The sequence below is a fragment of the Kitasatospora sp. NPDC101157 genome, from assembly GCF_044768255.1.
GTDB lineage: Bacteria > Actinomycetota > Actinomycetes > Streptomycetales > Streptomycetaceae > Kitasatospora.
In genome coordinates this window covers 50,871-77,415 of sequence record NZ_JBIWPL010000025.1, presented here as the reverse complement: position 1 = coordinate 77,415, position 26,545 = coordinate 50,871, and the positions used below count along the sequence as shown (strand labels likewise).

The 26,545-nt window shown below is 74.0% G+C and carries 21 protein-coding genes; 9 read left to right on the top strand and 12 right to left on the bottom strand.

Translation table 11 applies throughout. From position 1 onward, the window contains the following. Positions 1-38 precede the first annotated feature (38 nt). Positions 39-581 carry a GNAT family N-acetyltransferase gene (locus tag ACIRVF_RS34340; RefSeq protein ID WP_402826845.1) on the bottom strand — a complete coding sequence of 181 codons (543 nt, stop codon included), beginning with the start codon at positions 579-581 and terminating at the stop codon, positions 39-41. A 383-nt stretch (positions 582-964) separates the two neighbouring features. On the opposite strand from ACIRVF_RS34340, the gene ACIRVF_RS34335 reads away from it, so the two are divergent. From ACIRVF_RS34335 to ACIRVF_RS34320, 4 genes are all read left to right on the top strand, one after another. Next, positions 965-2,107 carry a CaiB/BaiF CoA transferase family protein gene (locus ACIRVF_RS34335; RefSeq protein WP_402826997.1) on the top strand — a complete coding sequence of 381 codons (1,143 nt, stop codon included), beginning with the start codon at positions 965-967 and terminating at the stop codon, positions 2,105-2,107. A 2-nt stretch (positions 2,108-2,109) separates the two neighbouring features. Continuing rightward, positions 2,110-3,252 carry an acyl-CoA dehydrogenase family protein gene (locus tag ACIRVF_RS34330; RefSeq protein WP_402826842.1) on the top strand — a complete coding sequence of 381 codons (1,143 nt, stop codon included), beginning with the start codon at positions 2,110-2,112 and terminating at the stop codon, positions 3,250-3,252. A 134-nt stretch (positions 3,253-3,386) separates the two neighbouring features. Continuing rightward, positions 3,387-4,601: an acetyl-CoA C-acetyltransferase gene (locus ACIRVF_RS34325; RefSeq protein ID WP_402826839.1), complete on the top strand. Its 1,215-nt coding sequence runs from the start codon at positions 3,387-3,389 to the stop codon at positions 4,599-4,601. A 37-nt stretch (positions 4,602-4,638) separates the two neighbouring features. Next, positions 4,639-6,876, top strand: a complete 2,238-nt coding sequence (locus ACIRVF_RS34320; protein ID WP_402826836.1) for a 3-hydroxyacyl-CoA dehydrogenase NAD-binding domain-containing protein — start codon at positions 4,639-4,641, stop codon at positions 6,874-6,876. Between the two features lie 77 nt (positions 6,877-6,953). Here ACIRVF_RS34320 and ACIRVF_RS34315 read toward each other — a convergent pair whose 3' ends face one another. The 4 genes from ACIRVF_RS34315 to ACIRVF_RS34300 all read right to left on the bottom strand — a co-directional run bounded on the left by ACIRVF_RS34315 (position 6,954) and on the right by ACIRVF_RS34300 (position 11,476). Then, complete coding sequence (locus tag ACIRVF_RS34315; RefSeq protein WP_402826834.1) at positions 6,954-7,721, bottom strand: MerR family transcriptional regulator; 768 nt, start codon at positions 7,719-7,721, stop codon at positions 6,954-6,956. A 276-nt stretch (positions 7,722-7,997) separates the two neighbouring features. Beyond that, on the bottom strand, positions 7,998-9,041 hold the full coding sequence (locus ACIRVF_RS34310) for an isopenicillin N synthase family dioxygenase (protein WP_402826832.1): 1,044 nt from the start codon (positions 9,039-9,041) through the stop codon (positions 7,998-8,000). Positions 9,042-9,422: 381 nt separating this feature from the next. Continuing rightward, positions 9,423-10,070, bottom strand: coding sequence for a response regulator (locus ACIRVF_RS34305; protein WP_402826829.1), 648 nt, complete (start codon positions 10,068-10,070; stop codon positions 9,423-9,425). After that, positions 10,022-11,476 (bottom strand): histidine kinase, encoded by a 1,455-nt coding sequence (locus tag ACIRVF_RS34300; protein ID WP_402826826.1) that lies wholly within the window; start codon positions 11,474-11,476, stop codon positions 10,022-10,024. Before ACIRVF_RS34300 ends, ACIRVF_RS34305 begins: the two co-directional genes overlap by 49 nt. Before the next feature lie 269 nt (positions 11,477-11,745). On the opposite strand from ACIRVF_RS34300, the gene ACIRVF_RS34295 reads away from it, so the two are divergent. Continuing rightward, positions 11,746-12,471 (top strand): ABC transporter ATP-binding protein, encoded by a 726-nt coding sequence (locus tag ACIRVF_RS34295; RefSeq protein ID WP_402826823.1) that lies wholly within the window; start codon positions 11,746-11,748, stop codon positions 12,469-12,471. After that, the gene (locus tag ACIRVF_RS34290) at positions 12,468-14,858 is read left to right on the top strand and encodes an FtsX-like permease family protein (protein WP_402826820.1); all 2,391 of its coding nucleotides are present in this window, start codon (positions 12,468-12,470) and stop codon (positions 14,856-14,858) included. Before ACIRVF_RS34295 ends, ACIRVF_RS34290 begins: the two co-directional genes overlap by 4 nt. A gap of 289 nt (positions 14,859-15,147) precedes the next feature. On the opposite strand, the gene ACIRVF_RS34285 is transcribed toward ACIRVF_RS34290, so the two are convergent. The 7 genes from ACIRVF_RS34285 to ACIRVF_RS34255 form a co-directional block, all read right to left on the bottom strand. Beyond that, positions 15,148-15,909, bottom strand: a complete 762-nt coding sequence (locus tag ACIRVF_RS34285; RefSeq protein WP_402826817.1) for a MerR family transcriptional regulator — start codon at positions 15,907-15,909, stop codon at positions 15,148-15,150. A 157-nt stretch (positions 15,910-16,066) separates the two neighbouring features. Continuing rightward, positions 16,067-16,483, bottom strand: a complete 417-nt coding sequence (locus ACIRVF_RS34280; RefSeq protein WP_402826814.1) for a LysR substrate-binding domain-containing protein — start codon at positions 16,481-16,483, stop codon at positions 16,067-16,069. Positions 16,484-16,533: 50 nt separating this feature from the next. Beyond that, a complete protein-coding gene (locus ACIRVF_RS34275) occupies positions 16,534-16,917 on the bottom strand; it encodes a hypothetical protein (protein WP_402826811.1) in 384 nt (127 codons plus the stop codon). A gap of 136 nt (positions 16,918-17,053) precedes the next feature. Next, complete coding sequence (locus tag ACIRVF_RS34270; protein WP_402826994.1) at positions 17,054-18,196, bottom strand: SUKH-4 family immunity protein; 1,143 nt, start codon at positions 18,194-18,196, stop codon at positions 17,054-17,056. 157 nt (positions 18,197-18,353) lie between these two features. Next, positions 18,354-19,340: a hypothetical protein gene (locus ACIRVF_RS34265; protein ID WP_402826808.1), complete on the bottom strand. Its 987-nt coding sequence runs from the start codon at positions 19,338-19,340 to the stop codon at positions 18,354-18,356. Between the two features lie 44 nt (positions 19,341-19,384). Next, the gene (locus ACIRVF_RS34260) at positions 19,385-19,981 is read right to left on the bottom strand and encodes a DinB family protein (RefSeq protein ID WP_402826805.1); all 597 of its coding nucleotides are present in this window, start codon (positions 19,979-19,981) and stop codon (positions 19,385-19,387) included. 53 nt (positions 19,982-20,034) lie between these two features. After that, positions 20,035-20,250 carry a hypothetical protein gene (locus ACIRVF_RS34255; RefSeq protein ID WP_402826802.1) on the bottom strand — a complete coding sequence of 72 codons (216 nt, stop codon included), beginning with the start codon at positions 20,248-20,250 and terminating at the stop codon, positions 20,035-20,037. Between the two features lie 240 nt (positions 20,251-20,490). Here ACIRVF_RS34255 and ACIRVF_RS34250 point away from each other — a divergent pair, with 240 nt between their 5' ends. From ACIRVF_RS34250 to ACIRVF_RS34240, 3 genes are all read left to right on the top strand, one after another. Then, positions 20,491-21,249 (top strand): hypothetical protein, encoded by a 759-nt coding sequence (locus ACIRVF_RS34250; protein ID WP_402826799.1) that lies wholly within the window; start codon positions 20,491-20,493, stop codon positions 21,247-21,249. A gap of 1 nt (position 21,250) precedes the next feature. Beyond that, complete coding sequence (locus tag ACIRVF_RS34245; protein WP_402826797.1) at positions 21,251-23,050, top strand: hypothetical protein; 1,800 nt, start codon at positions 21,251-21,253, stop codon at positions 23,048-23,050. Between the two features lie 63 nt (positions 23,051-23,113). Continuing rightward, positions 23,114-26,422, top strand: coding sequence for an error-prone DNA polymerase (locus ACIRVF_RS34240; protein WP_402826794.1), 3,309 nt, complete (start codon positions 23,114-23,116; stop codon positions 26,420-26,422). Positions 26,423-26,545 lie beyond the last annotated feature (123 nt).

The following is a 26,545-nucleotide window of genomic DNA, read 5'->3' as shown; positions in this document are numbered from 1 at the left end:
TCCCCCTCCCCCCGGCGGGGGATCCCCGGCCGTGCCGCTCACGCCATCCGGTGGATCAGGCGGTCCTCCTGGTCCACCCGCCCGTCCGGGTCCGCCACCAGCCCCAGCCGCCCGGCGAGCCGGCGCGAGGGCAGGTTGTCCTCCCGGATCAGCGCCGTCACCGGGATCCCCGGGAACCGCGGCAGCGCCTCCGCCATCGCCGCCCGGCACGCCTCCGCCGCGTAGCCCTTGCCCCAGGCGGACGGCCGGAACCGGTAGTACAGGTTGAACACCGGTTCCCCGTCCAGGCTGTGCAGGAACAGCCCGGCGACCCCGATGATCACCTCCGGCTCCGACCGGGTCGACACCATGCAGTACCCCACCCCGTCCCGCGGCCAGTCCGCCACGAACCCGGCCAACTGCTTCCGCGCCTGCGCGATGTCCCGCTGCGGCCCGTGCGGGTTGTACCGGTTGGTCTCCGGATCCCCGTGGATCGCGAACATCGCCTCGGCATCCTCCTCCTGCGGCCGCGTCAGCACCAGCCGTTCGGAAACGGCGACGATCGTGCGCCCGGTGACGACGGCCTGCTCAGCGGTGGTCATGTTGCTTCCCCCGATGTCGTGCGTAATGGACCGCTCGCACGATAGACCATTACGCCGACAGTCGCCCGCCCAAATTCCCGTCCCTGCACGATCGGCTCGCATCCGATCGCCCTGCCCCGGCGGTGAGGACCTGCTTCCAGGTCCCGTCGCTGTCGGGGGCGAGCACGGAGGCGCCCTCCGTGTGGTGGTCGCACGGGCTGCGGTCGGGGCTGCCAAGGGGATCGGCGACGCGGGGGCGGTGGCGAGGTCTTGTTACCGGCGGGTCGCTTGCCTATCATCGCGAGTGTTACAGCTTTACTGTCAAACCCCGAAGGGTTCTGCAGCCAGTGGGTGACACGAGCAGTCCGGCGGGCCGTGCGGGTGGTCCGGGGCCGTTGGCGGGTGTGCGGGTGGTGGAGCTCGCGGGGATCGGGCCGGGGCCGTTCGCGGCGATGCTGTTGGGTGATCTCGGGGCGGACGTGGTGCGGGTGGACCGGCCGGAGCCGTCGCCGCTCGGAACGGACCCGGCGTACGACCTCAGCAACCGGAACAAGCGGTCGGTGCTGGTCGACCTCAAGTCGCCCGCGGGGCCCGGGCAGGTGCTGGACCTGGTCGAGCGGGCCGACCTGCTGATCGAGGGCTACCGGCCGGGGGTGGCGGAGCGGCTCGGGGTCGGGCCCGAGGCGTGTCTCGCGCGCAATCCGGCGCTGGTGTACGGGCGGATGACCGGCTGGGGGCAGTACGGCCCCCGGGCGGCCACCGCCGGGCACGACCTCGGCTACGCGGCGGTGGCCGGGGTGCTCGGGATGGTCGCCTCGCCCGGAGGGGCCGACGCGCCGCCCGGGATCCCGGCGAACTTGCTCGGCGACTACGCGGGCGGCTCGCTCTACCTGGTCGTCGGCCTGCTGGCCGGGTTGCACCACGCCCGGGCCACCGGCGCCGGCCAGGTGGTCGACGCGGCGATCGTGGACGGCGCGGCACACCTCGGCAGCATGCTGTGGGGGCTGCTCGCGGCCGGCCACTGGCAGGACCGTCGGGGCGTCAACCTGCTGGACGGCGGCGCGCCGTTCTACGCCGTCTACCGGGCGGCCGACGGCGGACACCTGGCGGTGGGCGCCCTGGAGCCCCGGTTCTACGCCGAGTTCGCCCGGCTGCTGGAGCTCGGTCCGGACGCACCCGGCCAGTACGAGCTCGCCCGCTGGCCCGAACTGCGGGCGCTGATCGCCGCCCGCTTCGCCACCCGGACCCGGACCGAGTGGGAGGCCGTCTTCGCCGGCTCGGACGCCTGCGTCGAACCCGTACTGACGATGCGCCAGGCCGCCGCCGAGAAGCACCTGTCGGCGCGCGGGACGTACGTCGAGGCGGACGGCGTGACCCAGCCCGCCCCCGCCCCGCGCTTCTCCGCCACCCCGGGCGTGCTGCGTCTCCCGCCGGCCCGGCCGGGCGCGGACACCGCGGAGGTGGCCCGGGACTGGGCCGTCCCGTCCCTCGACGCCGCGGCCCCCGGCGAGGAATCATTCAACTCCGCAGCAGAGCAAGGAGAGTAGCGTTGCAGCGCGAGATCTTCACCGAGCAGCACGAGGACTTCCGGGCCACCGTGAAGGCCTTCCTCGCCAAGGAGGTGATGCCGCACTACGACCGCTGGGAGAAGGCCGGCATCGTCGACCGCTCCGCCTGGCTGGCGGCCGGCCGGCAGGGCCTGCTCGGCATCGCGGTGCCCGAGGAGTACGGCGGTGGCGGCACCCCGGACTTCCGCTACGCCGCCGTGCTGGCCGAGGAGTTCGCCCGGGCCGGTGCCTCCGGGCTGGCGATCGGACTGCACAACGACATCATCGGCCCGTACCTCACCTCGCTCGCCACCGAGGAGCAGAAGCGCCGTTGGCTGCCCGGCTTCTGCAGCGGCGAACTGATCACCGCGATCGCGATGACCGAGCCCGGCGCCGGCTCCGACCTGCAGGGCATCCGCACCCAGGCGGTCGACCGGGGCGACCACTTCCTGCTCAACGGCGCCAAGACCTTCATCTCCAACGGCATCCTGGCCGACCTGGTGATCGTGGTCGCCCGCACCACCCCCGAGGGCGGCGCGCACGGGCTGAGCCTGCTGGCCGTCGAGCGCGGCACCCCCGGGTTCGAGCGGGGCCGCAACCTCGACAAGATCGGCCAGAAGGCCCAGGACACCGCCGAGTTGTTCTTCGAGGACGTCCGGGTGCCGAAGGAGAACCTGCTCGGCGAGCTCAACGGTGGATTCCTCCACCTGATGCAGAACCTCGCCCAGGAGCGGCTCACCATCGCCGCCGCGGCCATCGCCGGTGCCGAGTACCTGGTGGAGATCACCACGGACTACGTCAAGCAGCGCGAGGCCTTCGGCCGTCCGCTGGCCAAGCTCCAGCACGTCCGCTTCGAGATCGCCGAGCTCGCCACCGAGTGCGCGATCACCCGGACCTTCGTCGACCGCTGCATCACCGAGCACAGCCGCTACGCACTCACCCCGGCGGACGCCTCGATGGCCAAGTGGTGGTCCACCGAACTGCAGAAGCGAACGGCCGACCGCTGCCTCCAACTCCACGGCGGCTACGGGTACATGAGCGAGTTCCCGGTCGCCCGGGCGTTCACCGACGGCCGCATCCAGACGATCTACGGCGGCACCACCGAGATCATGAAGGAGATCGTCGGCCGCTCCGTCCTCGGCTGAGCGCCCGCCCGTCCCGCGCACCCCACCCCGCTCCGGCATCCCGCCCCGCCTCGACATCCCGCCCCGCTCCGTCACCCGGCCCGCTCCGGCACCCCAGGACCCTCAGGAACCCCTGCCCCGAAAGGCATCCCATCGTGACCACCGAAGCGTACGTCTACGACGCGATCCGCACCCCGCGCGGCCGCGGCAAGGCCAACGGCTCGCTGCACGGCACCAAGCCGATCGACCTGGTCGTCGGCCTGATCAACGAAATGCGCCGCCGCTACCCCGAGCTGGACCCGGCCGCGATCGACGACATCGTGCTCGGCGTGGTCTCGCCGATCGGCGACCAGGGCTCCGACATCGCCCGGATCGCCGCCATCGCGGCCGGCCTGCCCGACACCGTGGCCGGCGTCCAGGAGAACCGCTTCTGCGCCTCCGGCCTGGAAGCCGTCAACCTGGCCGCCGCCAAGGTCCGTTCGGGCTGGGAGGACCTGATCCTGGCCGGCGGCGTGGAGTCGATGTCCCGGGTCAAGATGGCCTCCGACGGCGGCGCCTGGTTCGCCGACCCGATGACCTCGTACGAGACCAACTTCGTCCCGCAGGGCATCGGCGCCGACCTCATCGCCACCATCGAGGGCCTCTCCCGCACCGACGTGGACGCCTTCGCCGCCGAGTCCCAGGCCCGCGCCGCCAAGGCCCAGGCGGACGGCCTGTTCGACCGCTCGGTGGTCCCGGTGCGTGACCGCAACGGCCTGGTCGTGCTGGAGCGCGACGAGTTCATCCGCCCCGGCACCACCGTCGAGACCCTGGCCGGCCTCAAGCCCTCCTTCGCCGCGATCGGCGAGGCCGGCGGCTTCGACGCCGTCGCCCTGCAGAAGTACCACTGGGTGGAGGCCATCGACCACGTCCACCACGCGGGCAACTCCTCCGGCATCGTGGACGGCGCCGCGCTCGTCGCGATCGGCAACCGCGAGGTCGGCGAGCGCTACGGGCTGCGCCCGCGCGCCCGGATCGTCTCCGCCGCCGTGTCCGGCTCCGAGCCGACCATCATGCTCACCGGCCCCGCGCCGGCCACCCGCAAGGCGCTCGCCAAGGCCGGTCTCACCGCCGCCGACATCGACCTGGTCGAGATCAACGAGGCCTTCGCGGCGGTCGCCCTCCGCTTCATCCGCGAACTCGGCTTCCGGCACGACCAGGTGAACGTCAACGGCGGCGCGATCGCCCTCGGCCACCCGCTGGGCGCCACCGGCGCGATGCTGCTCGGCACCGTCGTCGACGAACTGGAGCGGCGCGACCTGCGCTACGGCCTGATCACCCTGTGCGTGGGCGGCGGCATGGGCGTCGCCACCATCGTCGAGCGCGTCTGACTCCCTCCTCCCCGGTAGACCTGGAGACCTTGAACTCATGAGCGACACCACCACCATCCGCTGGGAGCAGGACCAGGACGGCGTGGTCACCCTCGTCCTCGACGACCCCACCCAGTCCGTCAACACCATGAACGAGGCCTTCACGGCCGACTTCGAGGCCGTGGTCGAGCGACTGGCCGGCCTCGCCTCCTCCGACGCGCTGCGCGGGGTCGTGATCACCTCCGGCAAGAAGACCTTCTTCGCCGGAGGAGACCTGCGGATGCTCTCCGCCGCCCGCCCCGAGGACGCCGAGGCCGTCTTCGAGAAGTCCATGCGGATCAAGCGCTCGCTGCGCAAGCTGGAGACCCTCGGCAAGCCGGTCGTCGCCGCCGTCAACGGCAGCGCGCTCGGCGGCGGCCTGGAGATCGCCCTCGCCTGCCACCACCGGATCGCGCTGGACACCCCCGCCAGCCGGATCGGCCTGCCCGAGGTCACCCTCGGCCTGCTGCCGGGCGGCGGCGGCGTGGTCCGCACGGTCCGGCTGTTCGGCATCACCGACGCCCTGCTGAAGTTCCTGCTGCAGGGCCGCCAGTACCGCCCCGCCCAGGCGCTGGAGCACGGGCTGGTGCACGAACTGGTCGACAGCCAGGAGGAGTTGGCCGCCCGGGCGAAGGCCTGGATCGAGGCCAACCCGACCGCCGTCCAGCCCTGGGACGTCAAGGGGTACAAGATCCCCGGCGGCACCCCCGCCACCCCCGCGTTCGCCGCCAACCTGCCCGCCTTCCCGGCGAACCTGCGCAAGCAGCTGAACGGCGCGCCCTACCCGGCACCGCGCAACGTGCTCGCCGCCGCTGTGGAGGGCGCCCAGGTCGACGTCGACACCGCCATGGTGATCGAGGCCCGCTACTTCACCGAGCTGGCCTGCGGGCAGACCAGCAAGAACATGATCCAGGCGCTGTTTTTCGACATGCAGGCGGTCAACTCCGGTGCCGGGCGCCCCAAGGACGTCGAGAAGCGGCTGGTCCGCAAGGTCGCGGTGCTCGGTGCCGGGATGATGGGCGCCGGGATCGCCTACGCCTGCGCCAAGGCCGGCATCGAGGTCGTGCTCAAGGACGTCAGCGTCGAGGCCGCCGAGCGCGGAAAGGCCTACTCCGAGGGGCTGTTGAACAAGGCCATCGCGCGCGGCCGCTCCACCGACGCCCAGCGCGACACCCTGCTCGCCCGGATCACCCCCACCTCCGAGGCCGCCGACCTGGCGGGCTGCGACGCGGTGATCGAGGCCGTCTTCGAGAACACCGAGCTCAAGCACAAGGTGTTCAAGGAGATCGAGGGCGTGGTCGCCCCCGACGCGCTGCTCTGCTCCAACACCTCCACCCTGCCGATCGGCGTGCTCGCCGAAGGCGTCGAGCGCACCGGCGACTTCATCGGCCTGCACTTCTTCTCGCCGGTCGACAAGATGCGCCTGGTGGAGATCATCCGCGGCCCGCAGACCGGCGACGAGGCGCTCGCCCGCGCCTTCGACCTGGTCCGGCAGATCGACAGGACGCCGATCGTGGTCAACGACTCGCGCGGCTTCTTCACCTCGCGGGTGATCGGTCAGTTCCTCAACGAGGGCGTCGCCATGATCGGCGAGGGCATCCACCCCTCCTCGATCGAGCAGGCCGCCGCCCAGGCGGGCTACCCCGCCAAGGTGCTCTCGCTGATGGACGAGCTCACCCTCACCCTGCCCCGCAAGATCCGCGACGAGTACCGGCTCGCGGTCGAGGCCGCCGGCGGCACCTGGACGCCGCACCCGGCGGACGCCGTGGTGGACCGGATGGTCGACGAGTTCGGCCGCCCCGGGCGCAGCGGCGGCGCGGGCTTCTACGAGTACGGCGAGGACGGCAAGCGCGGCCGGCTCTGGCCGGGGCTGCTGGAGCACTTCTCCCGGGACGGCGACACGGGCGGTGCGGGTGCGGGTGCGGGTGCGGGTGCGGGTGCCGGTGCGGGTGCCGGTGCCGAGGTGCCGTTCGAGGACCTCAAGGAGCGGATGCTGTTCAGTGAGGCGCTCGACTCGGTGCGTTGCCTGGAGGAGGGCGTGCTGACCTCGGTCGCCGACGCCAACGTGGGCTCCATCCTGGGCATCGGCTTCCCGGCCTGGACGGGCGGCGTCCTCCAGTACATCAACGGCTACCCGGGCGGCCCGGCCGGCTTCGCGGCGCGCGCCCGCGAACTCGCCGCCGCGTACGGCGAGCGGTTCGCGCCGCCGGCGCTGCTGGAGCGGATCGCGGCGGAGGGGCGGACCTTCACCGACTGACCCGGGGCCCCGGGTGGATCAGGGTGAGGCCGCGGCCGCGCGGGCCACGGCCTCACCCGGTTCCTCGACCCGGTTCCTCAACCCAGCTCCTCACCCGGTTCCTCGCCCAGCTCCTCGCCCAGCTCCCCGCCCAGCTCCTCCCGCAGGGAGCGCTGGAACGCGGTGACCAGGGCCTGCGCCACCATGGGTTGGATGTGGTCGGTCAGCTCCTTCATCCGGGCCAGCTCCGCCGGATCAGGCTCGCTCTCCCGGTACGGCTTCCACACCGTCTCCCGGAACAGCCGCTGCAACTCCCGGGCCGTGGCCCGGCTGTGCTCCAGCACCACGGCCCGGGCGGCGAGCAGCGTCTCCAACGGGATCGGCACGTCCAGGATCCGTACGCCCAGTGGCAGCAGGCCCGGGTCCGCCCGGAACACCTCGGGGTCGGACGTCCGCTCCAGCGCGCCCATCGCGACCAGGCGTTCCACCTGCTCCTCCGAGAGCCCCCGACCGGCCCGCCGCTCCAGCTGGGCCCGGCCCACCTCCTCGGGCGCCTCCGGCGTCCAGGACGCCACCAGCGCCCGGTGGATCGCCAGGCCCAGCGGTGTGCTGTCCTCCGGCAGTCGCGCCAGGTACCGCTCGATCGCGGCCAGCGTCAGCCCCTGCCGCTGCAACTCCTCGATCAGCCCGAGCCGGTCCAGGTGCGCCGCGCCGTACAGGCCCACCCGTCGTGGGCCCAGCTCGGGCGGCGGCAGCAGGCCCTTGGTGCCGTAGAAGCGCACTGTCCGCACCGTCACCCCGGCTCGCGCTGCCAACTCGTCCACCGTCAGCCGCACCTCGCCCACCCCGGCGCCGTGCTCCCCCATTTGCTGCCTCCCGCGCTGGCACATTCCTGCTGTGACAGCAGCAGTGTGACAGTGCGGTGCGATCAGGTCCATCGGTGGTGGTGGCGACTCCGGTGGCGTGGGGTGCTTGGCCGCCGCTGGGCCGCTGGGCCGCTGGAGCGCGGGGGTGCCGGAACGCGCGAACCGGCACGCGCCCCGGTGTGCGGGGGCGTGCCGGTTCAGTTGCCGGAGCTACCGGTGGCCGGCCGTCAGTGGCCGGCCGTCGGGTTCGGTGGGAGGTGAGAGGGCGGGACGTGATCAGGCGAGGGCGGCGTGGTGGCGGCGGGTTACTTCCGGGTGGGCTCGGGTGTAGCCCTTCCACTCGTTGAAGCCGAAGTCCGCGAAGAGCGGGTTGGCCGGGTCCTCGGTGGCGCCGGGGGCGTGGTGGGCGAGGGGGAAGTCGAGCGGCTCGATGTGGGCGTCGAGGCGCGGGTTGTAGAAGAACGGGACGGAGAAGCGTTCACGGGCTCCGGCCGGGCTGACCACCCGATGGCTGGTGGCCTTGAGGTAGCCGTCCGTGGCCACCTCCAGCAACTCGCCGAGGTTGACCACGAAGGCGCCGTCGAGCGGGGGCACGTCCAGGAAGGTGCCGTCCGGGCGCTCGACCTGGAGGCCGCCGACGGTGTCCTGGAGGAGCAGGGTGATGAAGCCGTAGTCCTTGTGGGCACCGACGCCCTGACCCGCGCCGTCCGGGGCGGTGCCGGGGTAGCGGACCAGCTTGAGGCGCAGGTGGGGGTGGCCCGCGAAGGCGTCGTCGTAGAAGTCGGGGCGTGCGCCGATCGCGGCGAGGAGCTCGTGCAGCAGACGGCGGGCGACCGCGCCGAGGTGGTCGATCCAGCCGAGCGCGGCGGTGCGCAGCTCGGGGAGCGCGGTCGGCCACTGGTTGGGGCCCTCCAGCCACCAGTACGGGGGCTCGCCGGTGCCGGGAGCGTGCGGGGGCAGCTCGGCGCCGATGTCCAGCTGGTCGCGCCAGTCCTGGCTGCCGCCGGTGCGCTCGTCGCCGGTACGGGTGTAGCCGCGGTAGTGCGGGGAGTTGAGGTTGCTCACGGCGAGCCGGTCGGCCTCGGGGAGGGCGAAGAAGGCGCGCATGGCTCCGGTGAGCGCGGCCGTCTCCTCCGGGGTGACGCCGTGGCCGACGAGCTGGAAGAAGCCGACGCCGGTGGCCGCGGCGCGGAGCTCGTCGTGCAGGCGGCGGCGGTCCTCCGGGGTGCCGTCGGCGAGCGAGAGGTCGATCACCGGGAGGGCCTCGGGGTGCGCCTCCGTGGAGCCGGTTCCGGATATGGGCGTGTACTGCTGCGTCATGTGTGACATCCGCTGGTCTCGTCCCGGCTGGTCCCGGTGGTCGACCAGGGGTGGCCGGAGCCGCGCCTGGTGCGGCGGGTGCTCCGATAGCCGGGAGGTGGTGGCGGCCGCTCAGGGCCGCCGTGAGGGTGGGTGGCGCGAGGTTCAGCCGGAGCGTCGACAGGACATGCTGGTCACGCGGAGCAGGTCCACGTGACGGCGGCGAACAAGGATGAGCACCCCACCAGCCTAAATGACCCGTTCGGCGGCGGGCGAGCCCCCTACCGCGGAGGGCCATCACTCACTTGTCCGTGGATTGTCAATGTGTCGATGGCGGGTGATCGGCGGCTCCTTTCCAGGGGCGTCGAGCCTGGTCCAGAGTTCAGGAGTTGTTCGGGACCTTCAGGAGTTGTTGAGGTAGGCCAGGACGGCCAGGACGCGTCGGTTGTCGTCATCGGAGGGCTGGAGGTCGAGCCGGACGAAGATCGATGCGGTGTGCTTGGCGACCGCCCGCTCGGTGATCACCAACTGCTGGGCGATCGCCGCGTTCGAGCGGCCCTCGGCCATCAGCCCCAGCACCTGCCGTTCCCGAGGGGAGAGCGTGGAGACCGGACCGGCCGAGGAGTTGTGGGTGAGCAGCCGGGTGATCACCTCCGGATCCATCGCGGTACCGCCCTGGGCGACCCGCCGGACGGCGTCGAGGAACTGTGCGCCGTCCAGCACGCGGTCCTTGAGCAGGTAGCCGATTCCGCCGGAACTGCCGGCCAGCAGCTCGCGGGCGTACAGCTGCTCCACGAACTGCGAGAGCACCAGCACCGGCAGGCCCGGGTGGGCCTTCCGGGCCGCCAGCGCCGCCCGCAGCCCCTCGTCCGTGAAGGTTGGCGGCAGCCGCACGTCGACCACGGCGATGTCGGGCCGGTCGGCAGCCACGGCGGCGAGCAACTGCTCGCCGTCCTCGACCGCCGCGGTGACCTTCATGCCGTTGGCCTCCAACAGCCGGGTCAGCCCGTCCCGGAGGAGGAAGAGGTCTTCGGCGATGACAACGCGCACGGGATCTCCAGGTTCACGATGGTCGGACCACCGGACGGACTGCTGATCGCGAGCACCCCGTCGAAGGCGGCCAATCGGCGTTCGGTACCGCTGAGGCCGGTTCCCCGGGACGGTTCGGCGCCTCCGCGCCCGTCGTCGGTGACCGATATCCGCAGCAGCCCGTCACTGTGCCCTATCTCGATCCACACGTGCGAGGCCTCGGCGTGTTTCACCACGTTGGCCAGCAGCTCGCTCACCGCGAAGTAGGCGGCTGACTCCACCGGTGCCGGGGCCCGGCCGGGCAGGCCACCGGTGAAGGTGACCGGCAGCGGCAGGTCCAGTGCGGTCGCCTCGATCGCGTCGGCCAGGCCGCGGTCGGCCAGCACCGGTGGGTGGATGCCCCGGACCAGGTCCCGCAGTTCGCCCAGCGCCTTCACCGAGGACGTCCGGGCTTCCGCCAGCAGCGGCCCGAGGGCGTCCGGATCGTGCTTCACCTGCTCGGCGACGGTCAGCAGCATGCCCAGTGCCACCAACCGGGCCTGCGCTCCGTCGTGGAGGTCCCGCTCGATCCGGCGCAGCTCGGCCGCCCCGGCGTCGATGGTGTCCGCCCTGGTGCGCGCCAGGTGGCTGACCTGGCGGGTGAGTTCGGCTCGCCGGGAGGGCCCGAGCAGGGACCGGGCGGCCTTCTCGTGGATCCGCAGGACGGGCGGAGCGGCCCACAGGAGGGCGAACGGGGCCGCCCAGACACCCGCGCCGTAGGCGAGGATCAGCGGGAAGAGCAGTCCGTTCCGGCCGAAGATCTCCAGGGCGATCGGGGTCAGCAGCACGACCGCGGCGGTGAGCAGCACGGCGAGGCCGGTGAGGAGCGCCCAGGCGAGGTCCCGCCAGGTCGCCGGGTCGGTCAGCCAGCCGCCGGACCGCAACCGCTGCCAGGCGCCGGGGTCGCCGCTCGGGCGGCGGTACGGCACCGGGACCGGCCGCCCGCTCCACCGGTCGACGACGCGCCGGCTCTCGGTCGCGATCCAGCGTGCGCCGAACAGCCCGAGCACCAGCAGCGAGGGCGCCAGCCAGAGCGAGACGGACCGGCTTCCGGGAGCGGCGCCGCCGTACAGGTGGGCCGCCGTCACCGCGAGCGCGCCCGGGGCGAACAGCACGGCCCCGACCGCCCGGCCGCCGCCCCCGGTGGCCCAGCAGAGCGCCCACAGGGCGACCGGAGCCATCGCCACGAGCAGGATCAGCGGCCCGCCGGGCGAGGAGAACGGCCGGGACTCGTCGGGGCCGAACAGGGCGGAGACCAGCAGGATCGGCCCGGCCAGCAGCGAGATCAGCCCCGTCACGGCCAGCGTCGCCACGTACCAGGCGCGCACGCCGTCCACACAGGCCCGGCCCACCCGCCGGGCCACCTCGCCGATCAGTCCGGCCCTCATGTCGCGCCCCCTCCGTCGTGAGCCCCGCCGGGGGCCCGAAGCCTTGGCACCGGAGCCCCGCGGGCCTCGGTTCCGATCTTTCGCTGGGTCAGTCTGCCCCGCCCGGAGGCCCGATGCTCTAGGCCTGAACACCCAGTTCGAGGTGTATCTGGATACACCCCCGGGACACCGCTCAGACGGCTGTCCGCACCCCGCCGCGGATTCGTAGCGTGATGCCCCGTCAGCCGGTCCGGGTCCCCCGGTACCGGACCCCGAACGATGGAGGGCCCGTGAACGCGCCGATCATCAGGATCCGCGGCGTCAGCAAGACGTACGACCGATCCGACAGCGCCCGCCCCGCCCTGGCCGGGCTCGACCTGGAGGTGCGGGCCGGCGAGGCGCTGGCCGTGCTCGGCCGCTCGGGCAGCGGCAAATCCACCCTGCTGAATCTGATCGCCGGTCTCGACCGCCCCAGCGAGGGCGGCGTCGAGGTGGACGGCGTGGCCGTCCACGAACTCGGCGAGGCCGCACTGGCCGAGTACCGGCGGACCAGGATCGGCATGGTGTTCCAGTTCTTCAACCTGCTGGACGACCTGAACGTGGAGGACAACGTGCTGCTCCCGGCCCAACTGGCCGGGATGCGGCGGGAGCAGGCCAGGGCCAGGGCCGGGGAACTGCTGGAACGGCTCGGGGTGGCCCGGCACGCCAAGGCCTTCCCGGGCCGGCTCTCCGGCGGCGAACGCCAGCGCGTGGCGGTGGCCCGGGCGCTGATGAACCGCCCGCCGCTGCTGCTGGCCGACGAGCCGACCGGGGCGCTGGACACCGCCTCCGCCGCCGACGTCCGCGACCTGCTCCGCGGGCTCAACGCGGAGGGCCAGACGATCCTGCTGGTCACCCATGACAACGCGCTCGCCGACGCCTGTGCCGACCGGACGATCGAACTTCTCGACGGCCGCCTGGTCCGGGACACGGCGGCCGTGTCGGCGCCGGGGGGCCGGAGCGGGGTGGGCGCATGAGCGCGATGAGCAAGGTGGTTCGGGCCGGCGTCGGCCGCAAACGGGTCCAGACCCTGGTCATGGTGCTCACCACGATGATGTCGGTGACGGCCTGCATCCTCGCCCTCGGACTGCTGGTCGCCGCCCGGGGTCCGTACGAGCGCTCCTTCGCCGACCAGCACGGCGCGCACCTCAACGTGGTGTACGACGGGACCAGGGCGAGCCCCGCCCAGCTCGCTGCGGCCGCGCACGCGCCCGGTGTGACGGCCTCGACCGGCCCTCTCCCGGCCGTGACCGTCCAGCCTCGCTCCGGCCCGGACACCGAGATCCCGCCGGCCGGCAGCCCGCTGCCGCCGATGACGCTGGTCGGCCGCGCCCAGAACGGCCCGATGGACGACCTGCGGATCACCATGGGCCGCTGGATCGCGGGCCCCGGCGAGGTGGTGTTCCTGGACGGGCACTCCCCGCTGGCCGTCGGCGACAGCATGGAGTTTCCCGACCTGCCCGGGCATCCGACGCTCAAGGTGGTCGGTCTGGCCGCCTCGGTCTCCTGGAGCGCGGACGGCTGGGTCGCCCCCGAGCAGGTGGTCGGGCTGACCGCGCCGGGCACGACGCCTGCCGCCCAGTACCTCTACCGTTTCGCCCGTGCCGGCAGCGACGCCGAGATGGAGGCCGACCACGCGGCGATCGCCGCCGCGGTACCGAACGGCGCGATCACCAGGGCGACCACCTACCGGCCCGCCCAGGAGGAGGCCAACCGCACGGCCTCGACCTTCGTCCCGTTCGTCACCGCCTTCGGGGTGCTCGGCCTGGCCATGTCGGTGTTGATCATCGGCGTCGTGGTCAGCGGCGCGGTGAGCGCCGCCACCCGGCGGATCGGCATCCTCAAGTCCCTGGGCTTCACGCCGGCCCAGGTGGCGCGAGCCTACGTCGGCCAGGCGCTGATCCCCGCCGGGATCGGTACCGCGCTGGGCGTGTTCGGGGGCAACCTGCTGTCCGTGCCCGTGCTCGGGATGGCCCACAAGGCGCTGCGCGGCGGTCTGCTCGGCATCCCGGTCTGGGTGGACGTGGTGGTCGCGGTGGCGGCCCTGGGTGCCGTGGTCGGCACGGCACTGGTGCCGGCACTGCGGGCCGGACGGCTGCGGACGGTGGAGGCGCTCGCGGTCGGCCGGACGGCGCCCGGCGCCAAGCGGGTGGCGGCCGGGGCAGCGGCCGGCCGGGCCGGAGTGATGGGCCCGCTGTCCCGGGCGCAGAACCTGATCAGCCGACTGCCGGTGCCGCGCGCACTCAGCCTCGGGCTGGCGTCCCCGCTGCACCGACCGGGCCGATCGGCCACCACCGCCGCCGCGGTGGTGCTCGGTACGGTCGGGGTCACCCTGTGCGTCGGTCTGACGCTCTCCCTGAGTTCCCTCCAGGACGGGCTGACGGCCGACCGCGCGGGCAAGGTCGTGGTCCAGGCCCCGTTCGACGGCGCCAAACCCGTCGACCACGTGGACGAGGCGGCCGTGGCGAAGGCGATCGAGTCCCGCCCCGGCACCAAGGCCTGGTACAGCAGTGTGCCGGTGTCGGCCACCGTGGCCGGGAGCACCGGACGCTCCGAGCTGGTGGCATTCGGGGGCGATGCCTCCTGGAGCGGCTTCCAACTGGCCTCGGGCCGCTGGTTCCACGGCCCCGGCGAGGTGGCGGTCAGCGCGGCCTTCCTGCGGGCCGACCAGAAGAAGGTCGGTGACACCGTCACCCTCACCGACCACGGGCGCGACACTCCGGTGAAGATCGTCGGCGAGGTCCTGACCACCCAGGACGTGGTGTTCACGGACCGGGCCTCACTGGAGCCGCTCGGCGGTGCGATCCACGCAGAGGCGATCACCTTCCACATCGACCTGACCCCGGGCACCGACGTGAAGGCCTACGCGGACGGGTTGGACGCGGCCGTCTCGCCGATGGGGCTGAGCGCCGCCCCAGGGGAGGAGCACATCAACATCGTGGTGCTGGCGATGAACACGCTGGCCGGCACGCTCACTCTGCTGCTCTCCGTGGTGGCGGGGCTCGGGGTGCTCAACACGGTGCTGCTGGACACCCGGGAGCGGGTGCACGACCTCGGGGTGCTCAAGGCACTCGGGATGTCGCCCCGGCAGACCATCGGCATGGTGCTCACCTCGGTCTGCGGCAGCGGACTGCTGGCCGGACTGATCGGGGTTCCGATCGGGGTCGGGGTGCATCACCTGGTGATGCCCGCGATGGCCCGCGCCGCCGGGATCGATGTGCCGGACGCGGACCTCACCGTGTTCGCCCCATCGGTGGTGGGGCCGCTGATACTCGGCGGCCTGGTGCTGGCCCTGGCCGGGGCCCTGCTGCCGGCCACCTGGGCCGCCCGTACCCGGACGGTCACCGCGCTGCGGACCGAGTGACGGCAAGTGCGCCGGGGACGGCGGGGCAGCGACGGCCCGGGACGGCCCGGGACGGTGCCGACGGCGGGGGAGCGGGGCCGGTCACCCGGTGGGCTGACCACCGGGTGACCGGACAGAAAGCGGGCGGCTTCCACCGGGCCGGTGCCCCGGGCCCCGTGCCCGGGGCCCCCTGAGGCCAGTGCCCCCGGGCCAGTCACCCCCGGGGCCAGTCCCCCGGGTCCCGATCCCGGGTCCCGATCCCGTGCCCCGGCCCTCACCGGCCGCCGACCGCGCCCCCGTCCCGCCCGGCTCAGGAGAGCCGTGCCGCCGCGTACGCCTCCATGGCTGCGCGCTGGTAGGCGGCCAGCCCCGGGGCGATGGCCTCGTACGCCGCGCTCCACTGCTCGTTCTCCGTGCACGAGCGCGCGATGGCGAGGTACTCCGTCACCGGGACCGTCCGGAGCCCGCTGAGCAGCTGGTACTCCTCGTCGATCATGCGCTGAGTGGGCTCGGCGTCGGCCGGGTGACCGGCTGCCATCAGCTCCGCCAGGTGGACCATCCGCGCCGTCCGCTCGCGCTGGCCGGCCTCGATCTCGGCCGGGGTCATCGCGGCGGTCGCGTGCCGGGTCGCCTCGGCGTGCTCGGGGAAGTCACGCAGGCTGGCATCGACATCGGCGGGCTGGATCCCCTCGAAGAGGTTCTCGGGTCGGTTGATGCTGGTCATGGGTGTGCCGTCCTTCCGGGAGCGTTCCAGGTCGGCGATCGTGCGCGAGACGGTGGTGGCCAGGGCGTCGAGCCGGTCGCGCTCGGCGATCAGCCGACGGTGGTGGCCCCGCAGGGACTCCAGTTCGTCCACCTGGTCGCCGATGATCCGGGCGATCTCGGCCAGCCCCACGCCCAGTGCCCGCAGGACGAGGACCTGCTGCAGCTGCAGCAACTGCCGTTCCTCGTAGTAACGGTGGCCGTTGGAGCCGATCCAGGCCGGAGGCAGCAGCCCGATCTCGTCGTAGTGCCGCAGGGTCCGGGCGGTCACGCCCGACATCCGGGCGACCTCCGCGATCGGCCAGGCCATTGCCGTCTCCTCACTCAGGTCCTGCGCTTCCAGGCGCTCGATTCCACGTCCGTCGACGTGCACGTTCGCTCGAACCGGGGCCGGTTCTTCCGGCCCTGGTCACGACCGTAGGAGCTGCCGTTGCGGCAACTTCAAGCCCACCGCAGCGCCGGGCCGGTCACGGCGCCGACCCCTGCCGCCCCCGCCTCCAGCCCGGCCCCCGCCCCGGCTCCCGGCCCCCGCCTCCAGCCCGGCCCCCGCCCCGGCTCCCGGCCCCAGCGCGGCCTCCGCCCCGGGCCGCCGAGCGCAGCGCCTCCACCAGCGCCCCGAGCGCCGGCTGCCCCCAGGCCCCCTCCCGCACCGCGGTGTGCAGCGCTCGGACCGGTTCCGGGCCGCGCACCCGGTGCACGGTGACGCCGGGGTGCCGCTGGGTCAGCCCCAGCTCGGGGAGCAGCGACACCCCCAGCCCCGCCGCGACGAAGCCCTGCGCGGTCAGGTAGTCCGCGCCGTCCACCGCGACCACCGGGCGGAACCCGGCCGGATCGCAGGCGTCGTGCACGAGACTCCGGCAGGGTCCGGGCGGTTCGGCGCCCACCCATGGCTCCTCGGCCAGCTCGGCCAGGTCCAGGACGCGCCGCGCGGCGGCTACCGGCCCGGACCGGCGCCGTGCCCCGGTTGCCAGTCCAGTCCCGGGGTCGGGCGCGGACGAAGGGCGCGCACCAGCGAGGTGACCGCCCAGACCACCCCGGTCAGCAGCACGTAGAACAGCAGCAGCGCCCAGAACGGCGTGGTGGACAGGCTCCGGTGCTCGAACCGGCACCAGGCGTCCGGCGGAAGCCAGGACGCGCCCGTCTCCAGCAGTCGGCCACCGCCCGAGACCAGGCCGCGCTCGCAGCGGTCACCGTAGTCCAACGACCGTACGTACAGCAGGGCGTACAGCGCGCCCGCCGAGACGAGGGACAGCGCGGCGCTGATGCCGAGGAGCACCGTCCGTCTTCGCCCGGTCGCCGCCGTACGGATGTTCGTCACCGGGGCAGCGTACCGGCGCCAGCCCCCGGTCGGGCCGCATCCCGCAGCTCGGCAGCTCAGCGGCTCAGCGGCAAGCCAGCTCGGCAGCTCAGGGGCACGCCAGCTCAGCGGCTCGCCACCTCAGGAGCTCAGCGGCTCACCCGAGCAGTCCGCCCAGGTGCCCGTCCTCGGCGAGCAGTCGCCAGGAGCGGCCGGGCGAGGCGAAGGCCTCCGGGTCGACGCCCTCGACCAGCCGGTCCACCACGGTGCTCAGCAGCGACTGCGGATCGAACACCGCCCAGGTGTCCCGGCTCCGGCCGTGCTCCCAGCGCTCCCACTCGGCGCGCAGCCGTTCGTACGTCCACAGCGCGTAGAGGAGGGCGGACAGATCGCGGTTGAGGTAGGCCTCGGGCTGGCCGTCGTCGTACCAGTCCGGCAGTTCGAGCCGGCCGGTGGCACCGTCCAGGGCGATCGTGAGGTCGGTCGGCCAGTCCCCGAGAGCGAGGAAGTCCCGCTGGTACGGGCGCTCCTCCTCGCCGTCGAAGTACTCGGGGTACGCCTGCGCCATGGTGACCAGCGGCTCCGCGCACGCCCCGAACATCGCCCCGCCGAGCGGCAGCCCGATCTCGGTGAGCAGCTGCCGGGTCGGCTCGTGCACCAGGGCGGCGGGCAGTCCCTCCGGCCGGAACCGGTGCACCAGGCCCGCGCCGCCGTTCTCGTCGGTGAGCGCCGCGAGCTCGGCCACCAGCTCCGGGCCGACCTCGTACGCGGGCCCGTCCGGCCCGCCGGGCAGCGCACCCCAGCCCAGTGCCCGCACCATCAGAGCCGTCCCCCAGTGCGCGGGCGGGGTCTCGCCGTCGAACAGCCGGGGGTCGATCTCCCGCAGCCGCCGCTCGGCCCCGGCCGTCACCTCGGCCACCACGGTGGGCCCGCGCCGCCCGTTCAGCGCCTCCGGCCGGCGGGCCGCCTCGCCCACCGCCTCGATCTCCCGCACCAGTGCGGCCAGCGCGGCCAGGTCGGAGGCCAGCCGGTCCCGCCGGGGGCCGCCGTTGCCCAGGTACACCTCGCCGGTGGTCCCGTCCAGCAGCACCAGGTCACCGAAGGCGGCGTAGGGGGTGCAGTAGTCCGTCTCCCCGAGGACGAACAGCCGGTCCGCCCCGGTGGTCGGGACGGTCCTCAGCGGCTCGCCGTCGAGCGCCCCGAAGTCCAGGAACGCCCCGGCCGCGGGCAGCCCCTCCCGCACCAGGAACTCCCGGCTCCCCTCGTGCACCACCCCGCCCGGTATCTCGGACACCCGCACACACTCCACGTGCCCCACCCCTCCCCGTTCCGCCCCCCTGACCCACCCGACCCTAGCGGGCCGACCCGACACTGCCACGGCGGGTTCGGTCGTCCCCTGCCGACCGCCCCACCGGCAAACCGTCCCACTGGCAAACCGTCCCACTGGCAAACCGCCGCTACGGCAAGCAGCACCCGTCGTCCACGTTCCACCGCTCCGGCAGGTCCGCGTCGCAGAACACGCAGACGTAGTGCGCCTCCCGGACGATGCCGCACTGCCCGCAGTCCGGGCAGCGGCGGAACACCACGGCCTGGGTGAAGCCGCCCGGACGGGGCAGTCCGATCCGGTCGAGGGCAGCGGCCACGGCGGGCCAGGAGACGACGTCCGGGCAGTAGCCGGTGGAGAGGTTGCTGACCGTCCCGACCTCCCAGCCCGCGCCGCCGGCTCCGCCTCCGTCCGACCGCTGGAACCCGATCTCGCCGGCGCTCAGCACCAACTCCCCGTTCGCGCAGGCCACGTGCTCACTGCGGCGCGGAGCGAGTCGTAGGGCCCCGCCCAGGTCGACCACGAAGGTGAACGGCTCCGCGAGCTCCGCCGCCGGGCGGGCGCCCACCCAGGCGGCGAACCCGCTCTCCGTCCGGACGGGTTGGCCGACCCGTCCGCCGCCCGTCGCCAACTCCCGCAGCTCCGGCGGCCCCACGTAGCGGTAGGCCCGCCCGAAGCCGTCCTGGACCTCCGTCGTGACACCCCGCTCGCCCAGCCGAACCCGCCACCGTGCCATCTCGACGGTCGTCCCGGCCAATCCGAACTCCCGTAGTTCGGCGAGCAGTTCGCGCGTCCGGCCGAGCGAAGTCCCGGCTCCCTCCCGCAGCGCCCGCAGCGCCGCCACCGGATCGCCGAGGGGCCCGGAGAGTCGCAGCCGGGCCGGCCCGTGGGCTGTCAGGAGCGCCGTGCGGAGGTCCTCGGGCATCGGTCCGGGGCCCGAGTGCTCGCACATGTACAGGTCGCAGGACGGGCAGTGCAGCTCGGCGTCCCAGCACAACTCCCGCCCGCGGTCGCGGTCCAGGAACTGGCCGAAACTCCGAACGGCGGCGCCCCCGCAGTCCCCGCACCGGACGGCCGTTCTGGCTCCTTGCTCCATGCTCGGCTCCATGCTCGGTTCCATGCTCGGTTCCATGCTCGAAGAATCTCCGTAGGGTGTCCGGGGGCTCAGGCGAGTCCGGCGGCCTGGCGGGCGGCCTGCTCCACGCGGTCGTGGTGGGCCTGCCACCAGTCGGCGTCGCCGGGGGCCGTGTTGGGGCCGTCGGAGCGCTGGCCGGTGGCGCCGTCGATGAGCTCGCGGACCAGGTCGGCGTGGCCGACGTGCCGGTGGGTCTCGGCGATGACGTGGACGAGGATCCGGTGCAGGGTCTGCTTCGGGCGGTTGCCGAAGGGGAGTTGGCCGATCGCGTCCAGCGGGAGCTCCGCGATGGTGGCGTCCGAGTGGGCCCAGACCCGGCGGTAGCGGTCGAAGATCTCCTCGGTGCCCTCGTCCGCCCGGGCCCACAGGTCCGCGTTCGGTTCGGCGGTGCCGACGATCCACAGCGGGGTCGCTTCGGGGAGGGGGAAGGGGCGTCCGAAGGTCTCGCCGAGGTAGAGCGCTTCGGCTCCGGTGACGTGCTTGACCAACCCCAGCAGGTTGGTTCCGGTGGGAGTGAGTGGTCGCCGGAGGTCGTACTCGGAGAGGCCGTCCAGCTTCCACATCAGGGCGTCGCGGGCATCCTGGACGTAGATCCGCAGGTCGTTCTTGTCATCGTTGAGCGTCATGGAGTCAGTCTGTTGACCACGGGGAACCTGTCCACCGGTTTCTCACCTGATGGTCAGTCGTCGAAGGACGGGTCCCATCCACGCGTGGGCCCGGCGGCATCCGGCGGCGTCCGGCGTCGGCGGGAAGCGCCCGGTCGGCGGACGACGTCGAAGACCCGCTTCTGCAGCCCGTTGCGGTAGACCTCGTGCCCCGGCTCCTGGTTCGGTGCCGGCTCCCGGTTCGGTGCCGGGGTGGGGTGGCGCGGGACCTGGTGCAGTCCGACGGCCACCCGATGGCTGCGCCCCCGGAGGCGGACTCGTCGTGGTGGCGGCTGACCGGGGTGGCCGCGGTCCGGGCGCGCTCCTCGGCGAAGGCCGTCCGGTCGGCCGCCGAGGCGAACCGTGCCTGGGCGCCGACGCCGAAAGTGGCGACCCGCTGCTCGGGTCCGCCGCATCCGACACGGAGCGTGACGGGTCGGGGTGATGTGGCGGACTTGAATCTTTGCGAACGGATGTTCGATCCTGGGGCTGTGCCCGTTTTCGAATCTGTTTTCGAATCTGCCGCCGAGCAGCCCGAACGCCCCGCGCTGCGGCCGGTGGCGCTGACGGCTGCCGGGCCGCTGACGGCCGCCGTGCCCGAGAGCGGGCAGACGGCGCCGGGGCGCGGGCTGGTACCGGTGGCACCCGCGCTGCGGGAGGTGCTGCCGGACGGCGGACTGCGGCGGGGGACGGCGGTGTCGGTGGCGGGCGGGGACGCCGGACTGCTGCTGGCCCTGGCCGCCGGGGTGCGGGAGACCGAGGGCGGCTGGGCGGCGGCGGTCGGGCTGCCGGACCTGGGACTCGCCGCCGCCGAGGGGTACGGGCTGGACCTGCGCCGCCTGCTGGTCGCGGACGACCCGGGCCCGCACTGGCCCGAGGTGGTGTCGGTGCTGGCCGGGGCGGTCGAACTGATCATGCTGCGCCCGGACGGGCCGGTGCCCCCGAAGCTGGCCACCCGGCTGGCCGCCGTGCTGCGGCGCAGCGGCTGCGTGCTGCTGGTGGCCGGGCCGTGGCCGGGCGCGGTGCTGCGGCTGGGGGTGCGGTCCGGGCGATGGTTCGGGCTGGGGGACGGCCACGGGCAGCTCGCCGGGCGGCAGGTGGAGGTGGTGGCCGAGGGGCGCGGGTCGGCGGTGCGCGGTCGGACGGCCCGGCTCTGGCTGCCGGACGAGCACGGCGCGGTGCGCCCGGTCCGGGAGCAGCCCCAGCCCGTGGCGGAGCCGGCGGAACCGCTCGTGGCGGCGGTGGTGTGACATGTCGACGATGCCCGGCAGTGAAAGAACCCCCCGGGTGCTGGTGGTCTGGTGCCCGGACTGGCCGGTGGTGGCCGTCACCGGCGACGACCCGGTGGCGGTGACCGAGGGCGGGCGGATCCTCGCCTGCTCGGCGGGCGCCCGGGCGGCCGGGGTGCGGCAGGGGCAGCGGCTCAAGCTGGCCCAGCGGCTCTGTCCCGAGCTGGAGCTGCGCGACCGCGACCCGGAGGCCGAGGCCCGCCGCTTCGAGCCGGTGGTCGCGGCGGTGGAGGCGTTCACGCCCCGGGTGGAGGTGGTCCGCGCGGGCCTGTGCGCCATTCCGGTGAAGGGCCCGGGCCGCTACTTCGGCGGCGAGGAAGCGCTGGCGGCCCTGGTCGGCGCGGCGGTGACGGAGGCCCTCGAACGGCCGCCCGTCCCGGACGCCGTCCCCGGCGCGGTGACGGTGCCCGGGACCGATCCCGCGGACGAACCCGCGAACCACCCCGAAGCCGAACCCGCACCCGCACCCGACTCCGCACCCGCACCCGAATCCCACCCCGCACCCGACTCCGTACCGACACCACCCCGAACCGTTCCCCACGCCCAGATCGGTGTGGCCGACGGCCTGTTCGCCGCCGTCCTCGCCGCCCGCGCCGGGGTGCTGGTCCCCGCCGGCCGTACGGCGGAGTTCCTCGCCCCGTACCCGGTGGGCGCGCTGGGCGACGAGGCGCTGGCGGAACTGCTCGGGCGGCTCGGCCTGCCCACCGTCGGGGCCTTCGCCGCACTGCCGTCGGAGGCCGTCGCGGACCGCTTCGGCCCGTCCGGGACGGTCGCCCACCGGTTGGCCCGGGGCCTGCAGCCGCGCCCGCTGGTACCGCGCGACGAGGAGCCGGACCTCGCCGTCGAGCAGCGCTTCGACCCGCCGGAGCCGCTGACCGAGCCGCTGGTGTTCGTCGCCCGCACGCTGGCCGAGCAGCTGCACCAGCGGCTGGCCGGGGCCGGGCTGACCTGCCGCCGGGTGGCCGTCGAGGTGGCCTGTGCGGACGGTCGGACGGCGTCGCGGCTGTGGCGGCACGAGGGCCGGCTGTCCGCGACGGCACTGGCCGAGCGGGTGCGCTGGCAGCTCCAGGCCTGGCAGGGCATGGGCACCTTCACCGGCGACCGCCCCGACCGGCGCGACCGCCCCGACCGGCGCGACCAGGGTGACCGGCGCGACCGCCCCGACCGGCGAGACCAGGCCGATCAAGCGGGCTTCACCCTGCTCCGCCTCGCCCCCGACGGCCTTTCCCCGGACCAGGGCCGTCAGCTCGCCCTGTGGGGCCAGGCCGTCGCCGACGACCGGGTGGAGCGCGCGGTGGCCCGGGTGCAGGCGGTGCTCGGGCACGCCGGGCTGCGCCGGATCGAGCCGGCCGGCGGGCGCGGCCCGGGGGAGCAGCAGGTCAGGGTGCCGTGGGGCGAGCCGTACGAGGCGGCGGCCCCGGCCGACGCGCCCTGGCCGGGGCGGCTCGCGGAGCGGTCGGCGGACCTCTGGCCGGCCGTGGTGCTGCGCGAGCCGGCGCCCGTACGGGTGCTGGACGAGGGCGGGCGGCCGGTCACGGTGGACGGCCGGGCGGGGGTGTCGGCCCGGCCGGCCCTGGTCGTGGTCCGGGGCCGGGAGGAACGGGTGGCGGGCTGGACGGGGCCCTGGCCGGCGGTCGAGTACTGGTGGGACCAGTCGCTCGCCCGCCGCCGGGCGCGGTTCCAGATGGTGGTGGACGGCGGCCGGGCGCTGCTGCTCACCGTGGAGGGGGGTGCGTGGTACCTGGAGGCCGGCTACGACTAGCGGCCCGGGAACCCGTGGCAGGGGGGAGCAGGACGAGCACGAGAACGACGAAGGCAACCCCCGATGGGCTTCACCAGCCACCCCACCATCCCCTGGAACGAGCTGCACCGCCGGATGACCGGCGCCGCGCCGGACCGCACGGTCGTCCCGCTGCGCCGCCCCGCCGAGAAGCCTCCAGCCGCCGAGGGACCCTCAGCCGCCGAGGAATCCCCCGCCACCAGGGCCGAGAACGCCGAACCCTGGGCCGAACTGCACGTCCACTCCGCCTTCAGCTTCCTGGACGGCGCCAGCGACCCGGAGGACCTGGTGGCCGAGGCGGCCCGGCTGGGCGTGGAGACCCTGGCGATCACCGACCACGACGGCCTGTACGGCGCCGTGCGGCTCGCCGGCGCCGCCCGGGGGACGGGCGTGGCCACCGCGTTCGGCGCCGAACTGACGATCAGCCGCGCAGGCGACACCGGACGCGACGCCGGACGCGGCACCGGACGCGGCACCGGACAGGACACCGGGCACGACACCGAACACCTGCTGATCCTCGCCCGCGACCCGGCCGGCTACCGCCGCCTCTCCGCCGCGATCGCCGCCGCCCAACTGGCCGGCGGCGCCAAGGGCCGCCCGGCGTACGACCTCGCCGAGCTCGCCGGGGCGCACGACGGCCACTGGGCGGTGCTCACCGGCTGCCGGCTCGGCCGGGTCCCGGCCGCGCTGCCCGACCGGGACGAGGCGCGGCGGCGACTGCGCGCCCTCACCGAGGCGTTCGGCCCCGAGAACGTCCACGTCGAGCTGATCGACCAGTGGCTGCCCGGCGACGACCGCCGCAACGACGCCCTCGCCGCGCTCGCCGCCGAACTGCGGCTGCCCGTCGTCGCCTCCACCAACGCCCACCACGCCGGCCCCGCCCAGGGCCGCCTCGCGCAGACCCTGGCCGCCCTGCACGAGCGCCGCACCCTCCAGGAGGCGGTCGGCTGGACGCGGGCGGCCGGCACCGCGCACCTGCGCTCGGGCCGCGAGATGGCCGCCCGACTGGCCCGTTTCCCCGGCGTGCAGCGGGCCACCGCCGAACTCGGCCGGGCCTGCGCCTTCGACTTCGCCAAGCTGGACCCGGAACTGCCGGGCTACCCCGTCCCCGAGGGCGAGACCGAGATCGGCCACCTGCGCGCCCTGGTCGCAGCCGGCGGCCCGGCCCGCTTCGGCCCCGGCAACGCCGCCGCCCGTCGCCAGCTCGGCAAGGAACTGGACGTGATCGAGGACCTCGACCTGGCCGGCTACTTCCTGATCGTGCACGACATCGTGGACTTCTGCCGGAGCCAGGACATCTGGTGCCAGGGCCGCGGCTCGGCCGCCAACTCGGCGGTCTGCTACGCCCTCGGGATCACCGCCGTCGACCCGATCCACTACAAGCTGCTGTTCGAACGCTTCCTCTCCACTGCCCGGGACGGGCCGCCCGACATCGACCTGGACATCGAGAACCGCCGCCGCGAGGAGGTCATCCAGTACGTCTACCGCCGCTACGGGCGCGAGCACGCCGCCCAGGTCGCCAACGTGATCACCTACCGGCCCCGGCTGGCGATCCGCGACGCCGCCCGGGTGCTCGGCTACCCGCAGGGGCAGGTGGACGCCTTCAGCCGGCAGACCGACTTCCGCTCCGCCCCCGGCGCGGACGCCGTCATCCCCGCCGACGTGCTCTCGCTCGCCACCCAACTCCACGGCCTGCCACGCCACCTGGGCATCCACTCGGGCGGCATGGTGCTCACCAAGGAGCCGATCGGGGAGATCTGCCCGACCGAGTGGGCCCGGATGCCCGGGCGTTCCGTGCTGCAGTGGGACAAGGAGTCGATCGCCGGCGCCGGACTGGTGAAGATCGACCTGCTGGGCCTCGGCATGCTCGCCGCGCTGCACGACGCCTGCGACCTGATCGCCGAACACCACGGCCTGCACTACGACCTGGCCACCATCCCGGACGACGACAAGGGCGTGTACGCGATGCTGCGCCGGGCCGACACCGTCGGGGTGTTCCAGGTCGAGTCCCGGGCGCAGATGGCGACCCTGCCCCGGCTCAAGCCCGACCACTTCTACGACCTGGTGGTCGAGGTCGCGCTGATCCGGCCCGGCCCGATCCAGGGCGGCTCCGTCCACCCGTACCTGCGCCGCCGTGCCGGGGTGGAGCCGCCCGGCTGCCCCCACCCGCTGATGGAGAACGCCCTCGGCAAGACCCTCGGGGTGCCGCTGTTCCAGGAGCAGATGATGCAACTCGCCATCGACTGCGCCGGGTTCACCCCGTCCGAGGCCGACCGGCTGCGCCAGGCGATGGGCGCCAAACGCTCGCACGAGCGGGTCGCCCGGCTGCGCGACCGGCTGCTCACCGGGATGGCCGAGCGCGGCATCCCGCCCGAGGTGGCCGAGGACGTCTACGGCAAGATCGAGGCCTTCTCCAACTACGGCTTCCCGGAGAGCCATGCGATCAGCTTCGCCTACCTGGTGTACGCCAGCGCCTGGCTCAAGTACCACTTCCCGGCGGCCTTCACCTGCGCCCTGCTGGCCAACCAGCCGATGGGCTTCTACTCGCCGCTCAGCCTGGTCGCGGACGCGCGGCGGCACGGCGTCCGGGTGCGCGGGGTGGACGTCAACGCCAGCGGCCCGCGCCCCACCCTGGAGCCGTACCGGGGCCCGACCCCCGCGCCGCCGCTGACCGCCGGCCGCCCGCAACCCGCCATCAGGCTCGGCCTGGAGACGGTGCGCGGCATCGGCACCCCGCAGGCCGAGGCGATCGCGGCCGGACAGCCGTACGCCGACCTGGAGGACTTCGCCCGTCGCACCGGCCTGCCCGCACCCGCCCTGGAGGCGCTGGCGACGGCCGGCGCCTTCGACTGCTTCGACATGACGCGACGTCAGGCACTCTGGGCAGCAGGGGCGTTCGCCGGGATCTCGGCCGAGCTGCTCCCCGGCACGACCCCCGGCGCCGAGGCGCCCGAACTGCCCGGCATGAGCCCGGTCGAGGAGACCATCGCCGACCTGTGGGCCACCGGCACCTCCGCCACCAGCCACCCGCTCCAGCACCTGCGCGCCCACCTGGACCGCGGCGGCGCGCTCCGCGCCGACCAACTCCCGGACGTACCAGCGGGAACGGCGGTGGTGGTCGGCGGCCTGGTCACCCACCGGCAGCGGCCGCCGACGGCCGGCGGGGTGCTCTTCCTCAGCCTGGAGGACGAGACCGGCCTGATCAACGTGATCTGCAACCGCCCGGTCTGGGAGTCCCAGCGCCGCACCGCCCTGGACCGGGCGGGCCTGTTGGTCCACGGCCACGTCGAGCGCGACCGCGGCGCCACCAACCTGGTCGCCACCCGGCTCACTCCGCTGCGGATCGGCCTGTGAGCGGCGGCGCCGTTCGGTCGGGGTGGCGCACGAGCCCGCTCAGGTCCAGCTCGAAGTCGAACGGATCGGGAATGCGCATGGCATCACCGAACTTCCGGACGTGCCGCACGTGGTAGCGGTCGC

Bases quoted from the DNA above. Each gene is read 5' to 3' on its own strand.
- ACIRVF_RS34340 (WP_402826845.1), bottom strand. From the start codon at position 581: ATGACCACCGCTGAGCAGGCCGTCGTCACCGGGCGCACGATCGTCGCC.
- ACIRVF_RS34320 (WP_402826836.1), top strand. From the start codon at position 4,639: ATGAGCGACACCACCACCATCCGCTGGGAGCAGGACCAGGACGGCGTG.
- ACIRVF_RS34315 (WP_402826834.1), bottom strand. From the start codon at position 7,721: ATGGGGGAGCACGGCGCCGGGGTGGGCGAGGTGCGGCTGACGGTGGAC.
- ACIRVF_RS34310 (WP_402826832.1), bottom strand. From the start codon at position 9,041: ATGACGCAGCAGTACACGCCCATATCCGGAACCGGCTCCACGGAGGCG.
- ACIRVF_RS34300 (WP_402826826.1), bottom strand. From the start codon at position 11,476: ATGAGGGCCGGACTGATCGGCGAGGTGGCCCGGCGGGTGGGCCGGGCC.
- ACIRVF_RS34290 (WP_402826820.1), top strand. From the start codon at position 12,468: ATGAGCGCGATGAGCAAGGTGGTTCGGGCCGGCGTCGGCCGCAAACGG.
- ACIRVF_RS34285 (WP_402826817.1), bottom strand. From the start codon at position 15,909: ATGGCCTGGCCGATCGCGGAGGTCGCCCGGATGTCGGGCGTGACCGCC.
- ACIRVF_RS34265 (WP_402826808.1), bottom strand. From the start codon at position 19,340: ATGGAACCGAGCATGGAGCCGAGCATGGAGCAAGGAGCCAGAACGGCC.
- ACIRVF_RS34260 (WP_402826805.1), bottom strand. From the start codon at position 19,981: ATGACGCTCAACGATGACAAGAACGACCTGCGGATCTACGTCCAGGAT.
- ACIRVF_RS34245 (WP_402826797.1), top strand. From the start codon at position 21,251: ATGTCGACGATGCCCGGCAGTGAAAGAACCCCCCGGGTGCTGGTGGTC.
- ACIRVF_RS34240 (WP_402826794.1), top strand. From the start codon at position 23,114: ATGGGCTTCACCAGCCACCCCACCATCCCCTGGAACGAGCTGCACCGC.